Origin of the sequence: Pantoea agglomerans (assembly GCF_020149765.1) — a bacterium.
Taxonomy (GTDB): Bacteria; Pseudomonadota; Gammaproteobacteria; order Enterobacterales; family Enterobacteriaceae; genus Pantoea; species Pantoea alvi.
In genome coordinates this window covers 3,513,851-3,527,431 of record NZ_CP083809.1, presented here as the reverse complement: position 1 = coordinate 3,527,431, position 13,581 = coordinate 3,513,851, and the positions used below count along the sequence as shown (strand labels likewise).

Annotated in this window: 9 protein-coding genes; 3 read left to right on the top strand and 6 right to left on the bottom strand. The window is 59.8% G+C overall.

Features of this window, described 5'->3' with window-relative positions; all coding sequences use genetic code 11:
• Positions 1-40 precede the first annotated feature (40 nt).
• The 3 genes from LB453_RS19535 to pepA all read right to left on the bottom strand — a co-directional run bounded on the left by LB453_RS19535 (position 41) and on the right by pepA (position 5,007).
• Positions 41-2,896: a valine--tRNA ligase gene (locus LB453_RS19535; protein ID WP_103793816.1), complete on the bottom strand. Its 2,856-nt coding sequence runs from the start codon at positions 2,894-2,896 to the stop codon at positions 41-43.
• A 5-nt stretch (positions 2,897-2,901) separates the two neighbouring features.
• Positions 2,902-3,360 (bottom strand): DNA polymerase III subunit chi, encoded by a 459-nt coding sequence (locus LB453_RS19530; RefSeq protein WP_033749344.1) that lies wholly within the window; start codon positions 3,358-3,360, stop codon positions 2,902-2,904.
• Positions 3,361-3,495: 135 nt separating this feature from the next.
• A complete protein-coding gene (gene pepA, locus LB453_RS19525) occupies positions 3,496-5,007 on the bottom strand; it encodes a leucyl aminopeptidase (protein ID WP_103793817.1) in 1,512 nt (503 codons plus the stop codon).
• A 257-nt stretch (positions 5,008-5,264) separates the two neighbouring features.
• On the opposite strand from pepA, the gene lptF reads away from it, so the two are divergent.
• The 3 genes from lptF to LB453_RS19510 all read left to right on the top strand — a co-directional run bounded on the left by lptF (position 5,265) and on the right by LB453_RS19510 (position 8,511).
• Positions 5,265-6,365, top strand: coding sequence for an LPS export ABC transporter permease LptF (gene lptF, locus LB453_RS19520; protein WP_103793818.1), 1,101 nt, complete (start codon positions 5,265-5,267; stop codon positions 6,363-6,365).
• Positions 6,365-7,441 carry an LPS export ABC transporter permease LptG gene (lptG, locus tag LB453_RS19515; RefSeq protein ID WP_103793819.1) on the top strand — a complete coding sequence of 359 codons (1,077 nt, stop codon included), beginning with the start codon at positions 6,365-6,367 and terminating at the stop codon, positions 7,439-7,441. Before lptF ends, lptG begins: the two co-directional genes overlap by 1 nt.
• A 152-nt stretch (positions 7,442-7,593) precedes the next feature.
• The gene (locus LB453_RS19510) at positions 7,594-8,511 is read left to right on the top strand and encodes an Rpn family recombination-promoting nuclease/putative transposase (protein ID WP_103793820.1); all 918 of its coding nucleotides are present in this window, start codon (positions 7,594-7,596) and stop codon (positions 8,509-8,511) included.
• 84 nt (positions 8,512-8,595) lie between these two features.
• Here LB453_RS19510 and LB453_RS19505 read toward each other — a convergent pair whose 3' ends face one another.
• From LB453_RS19505 to LB453_RS19495, 3 genes are all read right to left on the bottom strand, one after another.
• A complete protein-coding gene (locus LB453_RS19505) occupies positions 8,596-9,876 on the bottom strand; it encodes a DUF445 domain-containing protein (protein ID WP_103793821.1) in 1,281 nt (426 codons plus the stop codon).
• A 41-nt stretch (positions 9,877-9,917) separates the two neighbouring features.
• Entirely contained in the window at positions 9,918-11,420 is a 1,503-nt protein-coding gene (locus LB453_RS19500; RefSeq protein WP_103793822.1) for a helicase HerA-like C-terminal domain-containing protein, read from the bottom strand.
• Between the two features lie 139 nt (positions 11,421-11,559).
• A complete protein-coding gene (locus tag LB453_RS19495) occupies positions 11,560-13,131 on the bottom strand; it encodes an ABC transporter substrate-binding protein (RefSeq protein ID WP_103793823.1) in 1,572 nt (523 codons plus the stop codon).
• Positions 13,132-13,581: the final 450 nt, after the last annotated feature.

The following is a 13,581-nucleotide window of genomic DNA, read 5'->3' as shown; positions in this document are numbered from 1 at the left end:
GCGCCGTAGCGCAGGGTTTTTTCAGTGAAGCGGCGTAAAATCAGAGCGCCGCAATCACCGCCTGCTGTTCAATCAGCTTCGCTTTCGACTGCTCCAGCTCGGCAACGCGCTCGCGCTCTTTGGCCACGACCGCTTCTGGTGCGCGTGAGACAAAGCCTTCGTTCGCTAGCTTGGTCTGGATCTTCTCAATCTCAACGTCGAGCTTGCCCAGCTCTTTCGCCAGACGATCCAGCTCCGCCGCCTTATCCACCAGGCCCGCCATCGGGATCAGCAGCTCGGCGCCTTCGATGATTTTCGTCACCGAAACCGGGCCTTTTTCGCCTGCCGGCAGAATGGTCAGGCTCTCCAGACGCGCCAGGCGCGACAGGAAGGTGCGGTTCGCCTCTACACGGCGCAGCGCCGCAGGAGAGCAGTCGCGCAGCAGCACGTCGAGCGGTTTGCTCAGGGCGATATTCATCTCGGCGCGGATATTACGTACCGCGACGATCGCCTGCTTCATCCACTCCACGTCCGCCATCGCTTCCGCATCCTCTTTCGCCGCGTCGTACTGCGGGAAAGGCTGCAGCATAATGGTGTCGTCGCTGATGTTCTTCAGCACCTTCACGCGCTGCCAGATGGTCTCGGTGATAAACGGAATAATCGGGTGGGCGAGGCGCAGCAGCGCTTCCAGCACCGTCACCAGCGTGTTGCGCGTGCCGCGCAGCTCCGCTTCGCTGCCGCTGTTCATCACCGGCTTGGTCAGCTCCAGGTACCAGTCGCAGAACTGGTTCCAGGTGAAGTCATAAAGAATATTCGCAGCGATATCGAAGCGGTAGCTGTCCAGCGCTTCGCGGTACGCTTTCACCGTGCTGTTGAACTCGGCGAGGATCCAGCGATCCGCCAGCGACAGCGTCATCTCGCCGCCGTTCTGACCGCAATCCTGATCTTCGGTGTTCATCAGCACGAAGCGGCTGGCGTTCCACAGCTTGTTACAGAAGTTGCGGTAGCCTTCCAGACGCTTCATATCCCAGTTGATGTCGCGACCGGTGGAGGCGAGCGCCGCCAGGGTAAAGCGCAGCGCGTCGGTGCCCGACGGCTCAATACCTTGCGGGAACTGCTTCTCGGTGCGCTTGCGGATCTTCTCCGCCAGCTGCGGCTGCATCATATTACCGGTACGTTTCTCCAGCAGATCTTCCAGCGAGATGCCGTCGACCATATCCAGCGGATCGATAACGTTGCCTTTGGATTTCGACATCTTCTGGCCTTCTTCGTCGCGGATCAGACCGGTCATATAGACGGTCTTGAACGGCACCTGCGGCTTGCCGTTCTCATCTTTGAGGAAGTGCATGGTCAGCATGATCATGCGGGCAATCCAGAAGAAGATAATGTCGAAGCCGCTCACCAGCACGCTTGTCGGGTGGAACTGGCGCAGCGCCTCGGTGTTCTCCGGCCAGCCGAGGGTCGAGAAGGTCCACAGCCCAGAGGAGAACCAGGTGTCGAGCACGTCTTCATCCTGACGCAGCGCCACGTCCGCGCCCAGGTTGTTTTCGCTGCGCACTTCCTCTTCGCTGCGGCCAACATAGACGTTGCCGTCGTTGTCGTACCAGGCTGGAATACGGTGGCCCCACCAGAGCTGACGGGAGATACACCAGTCCTGAATGTCACGCATCCAGGAGAAGTACATGTTTTCATACTGCTTCGGCACGAACTGGATATCGCCGTTCTCGACCGCCTCGACCGCGACTTTCGCCAGCGGCGCGGTACGCACGTACCACTGGTCGGTCAGCATCGGCTCGATGACAACGCCGCCGCGATCGCCGTAAGGCACGGTCAGGTCGTGTGGTTTAATCTCGTCCAGCAGGCCCAGCTCGTCCACGGCGGCGACAATCGCCTTGCGCGCGGCGAAGCGCTCCATTTTCTGGAACTGCGCCGGGATCTCATCCGAGCAGGCGTCGCTGACTTCGCCGTTGGTGTCGTACACCTGGGCGCGTTCGCGGATATCGCCGTCAAAGGTCAGGATGTTGATCATCGGCAGCTTGTGGCGACGGCCGACCTCATAGTCGTTGAAGTCGTGCGCCGGGGTGATCTTCACGCAGCCGGTGCCTTTCTCCATATCCGCGTGCTCGTCGCCCACGATGGGAATGCGACGGTTGACCAGCGGCAGGATCACCTCTTTGCCGATCAGATCTTTGTAGCGCGGGTCTTCCGGGTTGACCGCCACGCCGGTATCGCCCAGCAGGGTTTCCGGACGGGTGGTGGCCACCACCAGATAATCTTTGCCTTCAGCGGTTTTCACGCCGTCCGCCAGCGGATAGCGGATATGCCACATAGAGCCTTTGCTCTCGCGGTTTTCCACTTCCAGATCGGAAATCGCGGTGCGCAGTTTCGGATCCCAGTTCACCAGGCGTTTGCCGCGATAGATAAGGTTCTCTTTATGCAGGCGAACGAACACCTCTTTCACCGCGTTGGAGAGGCCTTCATCCATGGTGAAGCGCTCGCGCTCCCAGTCCACGGAGTTGCCGAGGCGACGCATCTGGCGGGTAATGGTGCCGCCCGACTCCGCCTTCCACTGCCAAATCTTCTCGATAAAGGCGTCGCGGCCGTAATCCTGGCGCGTTTTGCCCTCTTCGGCGGCGATCTTGCGCTCCACCACCATCTGAGTGGCGATGCCCGCATGATCGGTACCTACCTGCCACAGCGTGTTTTTCCCCTGCATGCGCTGGTAGCGGATCATGGTGTCCATGATGGTCTGCTGGAAAGCGTGACCCATGTGCAGGCTGCCGGTGACGTTCGGCGGCGGGATCATTATGCAGAAGCTTTCCTGGCTGGTATCGCCGTTAGGCTTGAAATAGCCTTGCTCTTCCCAGTGCTCGTAAAGCGGCTGCTCGATATCTTGCGGGTTATATGTTTTTTCCATTTCTGCTATGTCGTTTGCGGCTGCGGCGGCGTGGCCGTATTCAATTGGAAACCAACGCTGCGGTACGCTTTATAGCGGTCGCGCGCCAGCTGTTTCTGAGACTCTTCGTAGGGTACGAAGTCTATCACTTCATGGAAAGCAGTAGCAAAATCTGCAAACTGCGGCAGCAGGCTAATCAGCAGATCGCGCGGCGAGCTGCCGCGACGCTGCGGCCAGGCGAGCTCGACCGGCGCGCCGTAGCGCGGACCTTCACCCGCCAGATTGTGCGGCACGAAGGCGTTGGCCGGGCGCTGCCACAGCGCCTCGTCGAGCCGAATGGCCTGCTGTTCGTCTTCACAGGCGATCAAAATGCGTTTGCCCGCCCGCCAGCGCGTTTCCGCCAGATCGCACACCAGCGCCTCGATGGCGCTCAGCTCTTCGCTGGGCGAGTCCGTTTCCATTACGTAGAAGGTTGCGTTTTTCATGGAAATGCCTTGTGGGTGAGAGGTGTCGATGTTACCAGCTAAGGCGCGCGGTAGCACTTCCCGATGAGATGGATATGGCGTCTGCGGTGATATAAATCAATGCGCGCCGCCCCTGAGAGCGGCGCGCAGCGAGGCTTAGTCATCGCCGTTAAGACCGGCGCGGTTCAGCAGGAACTGTGACAGCATCGGCACCGGACGACCGGTCGCGCCTTTGGCTTTGCCCGAACGCCAGGCAGTGCCGGCGATATCCAGATGCGCCCAGTTATATTTGCGGGCAAAGCGCGCCAGGAAGCAGGCGGCGGTGATGGCGCCGCCGGGACGGCCGCCGATATTCGCCATATCGGCAAAGTTCGATTCCAGCTGCTCCTGATACTCGTCCGCCATCGGCAGACGCCAGGCGCGGTCGCCGGACTGCTCGGAGGCGCCGATCAGCTCGTGCGCCAGCGGATTGTGGTTCGACAGCAGGCCGCTGACGTGATGGCCGAGCGCAATAACGCAGGCGCCGGTCAGGGTTGCGACATCGATGACCACTTCCGGATCGAAGCGCTCTACGTAGGTCAGCGCGTCGCACAGCACCAGACGGCCTTCCGCGTCGGTATTCAGCACTTCTACCGTCTGGCCGGACATGGTGGTCAGCACATCGCCCGGGCGCATGGCGCGGCCGTCCGGCATGTTTTCGCAGCCTGCCAGCACGCCCACCACGTTAAGCGGCAGGTTCAGCTCGGCCACCATGCGCATCACGCCGTAAACCGACGCCGCGCCGCACATGTCATATTTCATCTCATCCATCGAATCTGACGGCTTGATGGAGATGCCGCCGGAGTCGAAGGTCAGCCCTTTGCCCACCAGCACGATAGGGCGCGCTTCTGCGTCCGGGTTGCCTTTGTACTCAATGACCGACATCAGCGACTCGTTCTGCGAGCCGGCGCCCACCGCGAGATAGGCGTTCATGCCCAGCTCTTTCATCTGCTGTTCGCCGATGACGCGCGTGGTGACGTTTTTGCTGTAGGCGTCCGCCAGCTGGCGCGCCTGCGAGGCGAGATAGGCCGCATTACAGATGTTGGGTGGCATATTGCCGAGATCTTTTGCCGCCTTCACGCCGGCGGCGACCGCCAGGCCGTGCTGGATAGCGCGCTCGCCGCTGGTGAGTTCGCGGCGCGTCGGCACGTTGAACACCAGCTTGCGCAGCGGACGGCGCGGCTCGGTTTTGTTGCTTTTCAGCTGGTCGAAGTTATAAAGCGCTTCTTTGGAGGTTTCGACCGCCTGACGCACTTTCCAGTAGGTATTGCGGCTTTTCACATGTAGCTCGGTTAAAAAGCAGACCGCTTCCATCGAGCCGGTGTCGTTCAGCGTGTTGATGGTCTTCTGGATCACCTGTTTGTACTGGCGCTCATCCAGCTCGCGCTCTTTGCCGCAGCCAATCAGCAGAATGCGCTCGGAAAGAATGTTGGGTACATGATGCAGCAGCAGGGTCTGGCCCACTTTGCCTTCCAGCTCGCCGCGGCGCAGCAGGGCGCTGATGTAGCCATCGCTGATTTTGTCTAACTGCTCGGCGATCGGCGACAGACGACGCGGCTCGAAAACACCGACAACAATGCAGGCGCTGCGCTGTTTTTCCGGGCTTCCGCTTTTTACACTGAACTCCATGCACTCTCCTGAATCTTAAAGACAACGGCCGCGGCTGTCGCTAGAATGGTCCGCTTGTTACCACAGAGGTAAAAAGTTTGTTGGTAATCAGCGTTCGAACTACGTTTAGTGTGGCAATGCGTTAATTTTCACCACCCTGACGCGTTTGTCATACCATTTTAGCTGCGACGCAGGCCATTGATGAAGAAAAATGGCTAATAAGCGTTGAAACTAGCGATTTTCCTGCAAAAAGACAAGTTATCACAGGCGTACTAAGCGTGATCATCATTAGATATCTGGTTCGGGAAACGCTCAAAAGCCAGCTGGCTATCCTTTTCATCCTGCTGCTTATCTTCTTTTGTCAGAAGTTAGTGCGGATTTTAGGGGCTGCGGTGGACGGCGAAATCCCAACAAATCTCGTTCTGACTCTGTTAGGGCTTGGCGTGCCTGAAATGGCACAACTTATTCTGCCGTTAAGCCTGTTTCTGGCGATCCTGATGACGCTGGGCAAGCTCTATACCGACAGCGAAATCACCGTAATGCACGCCTGCGGATTAGGCAAAAGCGTGCTGGTGAAGGCGGCGATGGTGTTGATGCTGCTCACCTCCGTTGTGGCGGCGGTCAACGTGATCTGGCTCGGCCCCTGGTCCTCGCGCTATCAGGACGAGGTGACGCAAAACGCCAAAGCCAACCCTGGCGCGGCGGCGCTTGCGGCTGGGCAGTTCCAGAGCTCCAGCGACGGCAACTCGGTGCTGTTTATTGAAAACGTCAAGGGCAACCAGTTCGGCAACGTCTTCCTGGCGCAGCTGCGCGCCAAAGGCAACGCACGGCCGTCGGTGGTGCTGGCGGACAGCGGCCATATGGAGCAGCACAAAGACGGCTCACAGGTGGTGACGCTGGATAAAGGCACCCGCTTCGAAGGCACGGCGATGCTGCGCGACTTCCGCATTACCGACTTCACCAACTATCAGGCGCGCGTCGGCTATAAAGAGGCGACGCTCGATCCAAACGACGCCGAGCAGTCCGATCTCACTACGCTGCTCAGCAACGATACCCCGGCGTTCCGCTCGGAGCTGCACTGGCGCTTTACGCTGATTTTCGCGGTGCTGGTGATGGCGCTGATGGTGGTGCCGCTCAGCGTGGTCAACCCGCGTCAGGGACGCGTGCTGTCGATGCTGCCCGCGATGCTGCTCTATCTGATCTTCTTCCTGCTGCAGAGCTCGCTGAAGTCGAATGCGGCGAAAGGGCGGCTCGATCCGGCGATCTGGATGTGGGTGGTGAATATCAGCTATCTGCTGCTGGCGGTAGCCCTTAACCTGTGGGATACGGTGCCGATGCGCCGCGTGCGCGCCCGCTTCAGCCGCGGAGGTTCCGTCTGATGTTTCGCGTTCTCGACCGTTATATCGGTAAAACCATTTTCAATACCATCATGTTGACGCTGTTCATGCTGGTGTCGCTCTCCGGCATCATCAAGTTCGTCGATCAGCTGCGCAAGACCGGGCAGGGCGCCTATACCGCGCTCGCCGCCGGTTACTACACGCTGCTCAGCGTGCCGAAGGATATTGAGATCTTCTTCCCTATGGCGGCGCTGCTTGGCGCGCTGCTCGGCCTGGGCACGCTGGCGCAGCGCAGCGAGCTGGTAGTGATGCAGGCGGCGGGCTTTACCCGCATGCAGGTGGCGCTGTCGGTGATGAAAACCGCTATTCCGCTGGTGCTGCTGACCATGGCGATTGGCGAGTTTCTGGCCCCGGCGGGCGAGCAGATGGCGCGCAACTACCGCGCAACGCAGCTTTACGGCGGCGCGCTGGTGTCGACGCAGAACGGCCTGTGGGCGAAAGATGGCAATAACTTTATCTATATCGAACGGGTGCGCGGCGATAACCAGCTCGACGGCGTCAGCATCTATAACTTCAGCGACGATCGTCGTCTGAAGAGCGTGCGCTACGCCGCCAGCGCGACCTGGGACCAGGCGAACAAACGCTGGAATCTGGCGCAGGTGGATGAGTCAGATCTCAACGACCCGAAGCAGATTAGCGGCTCGCAGAGCCTGAGCGGCGAATGGAAAACCAGCCTGACGCCGGATAAGCTCGGCGTGGTGGCGCTCGATCCCGACGCGCTGTCGATTCGCGGCCTCTATAACTACAGTAAGTATCTGAAGCAGAGCGGCCAGGAGTCGGGACGCTACCGGCTCAATATGTGGAGCAAGATTTTCCAGCCGCTGTCGGTGGCGGTCATGATGCTGATGGCGCTGTCGTTTATCTTCGGTCCGCTGCGCAGCGTGTCGATGGGCGTGCGTGTGGTAACGGGCATCAGCTTCGGCTTCCTGTTCTACGTGCTGGACCAGATTTTTGGCCCGCTGAGCCTGGTTTACGGCCTGCCGCCGGTGATGGGGGCCATCCTGCCCAGCGCCGCGTTCTTCGCCATTAGCCTGTTCCTGCTGATTAAGCGGCGCTAAGCCCGAAAGCAAAACAGTCGCAAAAATGAGGCCGCACATTGCGGCCTCATGCTTATAACCTACTGAAAACCGGTAGTCTTTACCGGTATCGCTAATGACTCTCTTTTTCAGCTATGCCAGGCTCTGCGGAGGTTTTTTCAGAGTCAGGAAAGATGAAGAAGAAAACGACGCCGACGCCGCACGACGCTGTCTTCCGCCAGCTTCTCAGCCAGCCAGACGTGGCTCGCGACTTTATGGAAATCCACCTTCCGCCGCAGCTCCTTGCGCTCTGCGACCTCAGCACGCTCAGGCTCGCCTCCGGCTCTTTTGTGGAAGATGATCTGCGCCCTTACTTTAGTGACGTACTCTACAGTATGAAAACCCGAAGCGGCGACGACGGCTATCTGCAGGTGCTGATAGAGCACCAGTCGACGCCGGACAAACAGATGGCGTTCCGGCTGCTGCGCTATGCGGTGGCGGCAATGAAGCGCCACCTTGACGCCGGACATAAGAAGCTGCCGCTGGTGATACCGGTGCTGTTTTACGCCGGTCAGCGTAGCCCCTATCCCTGGTCAACCTGCTGGCTGGATGGGTTTGGCGACCCGGTGCTGGCCGCCGCTGTTTACGGCAAGGCTTTTCCGCTGGTGGATGTCACCGTTATTCCCGACGAGGAGATTGTGCAGCACCGCCGAATGGCGGCGCTGACGCTGCTGCAAAAACATATTCGTCAGCGCGATTTAGCAGAGGTCATCGATCTGCTGGTGTCGGCTTTGCAGGCGGACGAATCTTCATCACAAACACTCTCGCTGGTAAACTATATTATTCAGGCAGGCGAAACTACAGACGCCGGTGCCTTTGTTCGTGAACTGGCGCAGCGAATGCCGCAACAGGAGGACGCACTGATGACGATTGCAGAACAGCTTAAGCAGGAAGGCCGCAAAGAGGGCGAGATTCAGGGCAAGCTGGAAGGGATGCTTGAGGGCAAACGCGAAGTTGCGCGCAGCCTGCTAAAAATGAAGCTGCCGCGTGAGGCGATCCTGCAGGCTACCGGCCTGAAGGAAGAGGATCTGGCGCGCATCAGCGTAAACTAATCCACTTAGCCGCACCATTTTCCGCCTGACCCTACGGCAGAACCCGCCTTAAAAAGCGGGTTGTGGCGGTAAGAGCGACGCGATTTAACGCGCCAGCAGCGGCAACAGCGCCGGAAGCTGCGACAGCAGATAGAGAATCAGCCCGATAGTGCCGCCAACCAGGGTGCCGTTAATGCGGATAAACTGCAGATCCTTGCCGATATTCAGCTCAATCTGCTGCGACATATCGCGCGCGTCCCAGCTCTTCACCGTATCGCTGATATGACGCGTCAGGAAAGCGGCGAACTCTGGCGCGACGCTGCGCGCGGCCTCCTCCAGATGACGGTTCATCGAGGCGCGCAGCGCGTCGTCGCGCGCCAGGTTCTCGCCCAGCCACAGCGCCGCCTGGCGCACCTTCTCCTGCACGCGCGAATCGTCGCTGTTGAGATCGGTTTTCAGCCAGGCGCGCAGATCGCTCCACAGCTCGCCGATATAGCGGTTCAGCGAGGCATCCTCTTTTATCCAGCGCTTAATCTCCTCGGCGCGCGCCGCCATCTCTGGATCGTGCTTCAGCTTCTCAATCAGCCGATCCACCGCGCGATTAAAGCCGAGGCGCAGCTCGTGGCCCTGGTCAGCCGCCACCTCGTCGAGTACTGAATCCACGGCGTTGGCGACCAGCTCGGCGCTGTGCTCGCCCAGCCACTCGGTCGGCAGCATTTTGGCCTTAATGGGGTGCTCGCGCTTCAGCCAGCGCACAATCTGCATGGCGATAAAATCGCGCGTGGCGGGCTTATGCATCAGGCGCAGCAGCTGATCTATCGCTGCGTCGAGCAGCTCCTGATGACGGTTGTTTTTTGTCAGGCTCTCCAGCAGCACCGCGCCTGTTTGCGACAGATCGACCTTATCGATGGCGCGATGCACCGCGCGGCGCATAAAGGCCTGAATGCGCGCGTCGTCGGTAAGATCGAGAAAGCCGCGCATCACCTGCAGCAGATGACGCCCGACGCGATCGGCATTGCCCGGCGCGTTAAGCCACTGCGCCAGCATCTGCGCCGGATCGTGGCGGCGGATCAGCGCCAGCAGCGAGTCGGTATCAAGAAACTTCTCCTGCACGAAGCGGCCCAGATTGTCGCCAATGCGATCTTTATTGCGCGGAATAATCGCCGTATGGCGCGAGATAAAGGGCACCGGCACGCGGCGAAACAGCGCCACCACGGCGAACCAGTCCGCCAGCGCGCCGACCATCGCCGCTTCGGCAACCGCCTTCACGCCGCTGACCCAGAAGCCCGGCGGCAGAAAAAGCGTGGTGATAAAGGTGGCGGCGGCCAGCAGCAGCAGGCCGAGCGCCAGACGTTTCGTCCGTTTAAGTTCGCGTAATTTATCCATGCTCACAGCTTAGCAGAGGCGAAACCGTGGCGGAAATTGCCTTAGCGACGGCGTCCCCCCAGCAGGTTGCCGAGCACGCCGCGAATAATCTGGTTGGCTATCTGCCGCGTAGCGCTCTTCGCCACGCTCTGCACGATGCCGTCATGCTTGCCGCCGCGCGGGCCGGTATGGCCGAACAGCACCTCTTTCAGCCCGCCGAGAATGCTATCGTCGACCTTGACCTGATTGCCCTTCGCCAGCGGCGCGTCAGCCTGCTCGCTGGCGCCTTTCACCTCCTGACAGAGCTTTTCAAAGGCGGACTCGCGGTCGATCTCCTCGTCATATTTGCCCGCCAGCGGCGAGTGGTTAATCAGGCCGTTGCGCTCGTCGAGGTTAACCGGGCCCATACGGGAGCCGGGCGCGATCACCATAGCGCGCTCCACCACGGAGGGGCTGCCTTTCTCATCCAGGAAAGAGATCAGCGCCTCGCCGGTGCCCAGCGCCTGAATCGCCTCAAGGGTATTGAAGGCGGGGTTGGCGCGCAGGGTATCGGCGGCGCTCTTCACCGCCTTCTGATCCTTCGGCGTAAAGGCGCGCAGCGCATGCTGCACGCGATTGCCGAGCTGGCCGAGCACGCTTTCGGGCACGTCGGCGGGATTCTGGGTGACGAACCAGACGCCGACCCCTTTCGAGCGGATCAGGCGCATCACCTGTTCAACCTTCTCCAGCAGCACCGGCGGCGCGTCGTTAAACAGCAGGTGCGCCTCATCGAAAAAGAAGACCATCTTCGGCTTCTCCAGATCGCCCGCCTCCGGCAAATTTTCATAAAGCTCCGACAGCAGCCACAGCAGGCTGGTGGCGTAGAGCTTTGGCTGCTGGTAGAGCTTGTCCGCCGCCAGAATATTAATAAAGCCTTTGCCGTCGGCGTCGACGCGCATCCAGTCGCGGATATCGAGCATCGGCTCGCCGAAGAAGTGCTCCGCGCCCTGCTGCTTCAGCGCCAGCAGCCCGCGCTGGATGGCGCCCACCGACGCGCTGTTGATATTGCCGTACTGCGTCTGGAAGCTTTTGGCGTTGTCGCCGATGTACTGCGTCATCGCGCGCAGATCGTTGAAGTCGAGCAGCAGCAGCCCCTGATCGTCGGCGACGCGAAAGATAATCTGCAGCACGCCGCTCTGGATCTCGTTGAGATTTAGCAGGCGCGCCAGCAGCAGCGGGCCGAGATCGGAGAGGGTGGCGCGCACCGGATGGCCCTGTTCGCCGAAGATATCCCACAGCATTACCGGACTGCGCTGCGGCTGCCAGTCGGTGACGCCAATTTTCGCCAGCCGCGCCAGCAGTTTCTCGCTCTGCTCGCCTTGCGCCGCAATGCCGGTCAGATCGCCTTTGACATCCGCCATAAATACCGGCACGCCGATAGTGGAGAAGGATTCAGCCAGCTTCTGCAGCGTCACGGTTTTGCCGGTGCCGGTCGCGCCGGTGATGAGTCCGTGGCGATTCGCCATCGCGGGCAGAAGGTGCAGTTTCACATCGGGCGTCTGGGCAATAAGCAGCGGGGCGGTCATAGGTTCACTCTCCGGCAAAGGACATTGTCTGAAGGATAGCAAGCGCGGCGGGGAAAAGGAGAGGATTGCGCTAAAAGGGTGGTGCTCCGTAAAGACGGCGAAGGGTGGCGCGCTGGCTATTGCCCGCGCGCCACGGCTGTTATTTTTGCACCTCATCCAGCAGCAGCATGCTGACGCCAATGCCCTGCTTAACGTTGCTCAGGTTGCTGCGCACCGCCACCTGCTGCGCGCCCTGCAGAATAGTGACGAACGGCGAGTTCTGCTGCACTTCGGTCTGCAGATGGGTGTAGAGCGCGCGGCGCTGCGTGGCATCGCTTTCGCCCGCCGCCTTGCGCGTCTCGGCGCTCAGCGCGGGGATATCCCAGCCCACGCGCCACGCCAGGGTTTTCGAGCCGCCCGGCACGTTCCAGGCGAAAGCGCTGGCGTTGGTATTCGGGTCGATATAGTCCGCGCCCCAATAAACGAAGATGGACTGAAAATCGCGGGCGCGCATTTTGCTCCACAGCTCCGATTCCGCCACCGGCTTGATATCCAGGTTGACCTCCGCTTTGGCGAAGCTCGCCTGCAGCGCCTGCGCCACGTCGATATAGGGCGGCTGATTGACCACCGTCAGGGCGATATGCGTGCCCGGCGCGATGCCGCCATCCTTCAGGATCGCTTTTGCCTTGTCGACGTCGTAGTGGAACGGGGTGGTGTTGAGCGCGCCGTCGAAGCCGTCCGGCAGGAAGCTCTGGTGGACGCGGTACTGGCCTTTCAGCAGCTGGCTGGCGAGGCTGTCGTAGTCTACCAGCCAGCGCGCCGCCTGCCACAGCGCCGGATTGCCGAGCACGGGCTGCTGCGCATTTTTGGTGTTAAAGCCGAGGTAGTAAATCAGGCTCGACGGGAAGGCGTCGATGCGCACGTTCGCATCGCTTTTGAGCGCGGCGATCTGATCGGGGCCGAGCTGATAGGCGACATCCACGTCGCCCTGCTGTATCAGCAGGCGGCGAGTGCCGGGATCGGCGACCCCCTTCAGCAGCACGCGCTTCAGATGGGGCTGTGGCGCGGCGTGCGGGTTGGCCTCCAGCAGCAGCGCCTGCAGCGGCACAAACTGTTTGATAGAAAACGCGCCGCTGCCCGCTGAATGGGTCTTCAGCCAGCCATTGCCGGTATCGCTGTTGCTGGCGTGCTGCAGCGCGGTTTTGCTGTCGACCACCGAGCTTACCGGTGCGGTCAGCAGGCGCAGCGCCAGATCCTGACCAATCTGCGCCGGCCAGCGGATCTCCAGCTGACGATCGCCGGCGGCCTTGAACTGGCTGTCGATATTGTCGGGCGTCCAGCCGAACTCGCCGAGAATAAACGAGGGCGCTTTGTTGAGCTTCACCGCGCGCGTCAGCGAGAAGATAACATCCTGCGCGGTCACCGGATTGCCGCTGACGAAGCGCGCGTCGGGGTTAAGGTTGAAGACCAGGCTATGGGGCGTTTCGCCCTGCTGCCAGCTGCGCGCCAGCAGCGGCGAAAGCTTTTGCGGATCGTCCTTATTCGGCTCCACCAGCGTTTGGTAAACATTACGCAGGCTGCTGTTGCTGACCGTTTCAAAGCTTTCCGCCGGGTCGAAACTGATAATGCCGTCGAGCGGCACGGCGATAACCAGCGTATCTTTCGGCGTCCCGGCGTGCGCCATCGGCGCTAAGGCCAGCGCGCTTAACATCACAAGCAAAATGCGTCGCATAGAAGTTTATCCTGAGTCATTGATAAACCGACTATATCCACGGCGCGCCAGAGTCAAAATGCCGCTTTGTTATGAGCTTTGCACAAAAAAATCGTCTGCGTTTTTCGCTGTTTTACCGCGACGGGTATGACAGGCATTTATTTATTCCTCATCCGCAGACAAATAGCCGTTTGATACCGGCGCGCTCACATTTTCCGCAATATGTCATTGCTGCTGTAAATAAGTGAATATAGGGTTACCGATGAAGAGAATTAGCTTGTATGGAAGTATGATTTTTTTTGATTGATTATTTTCGGCAACTGTCACCCTGCGTAAATAAAACTGGCCCTGCGCACAAATTTTCTGGTTAAATAACCAGCGATTATGTCGTTTTAAACAAAATTCCTGCCTTCACAGCCTGTTACCCGTCCGTAACCATTCAATAACACAATGATAAATTTTCACTAAGAC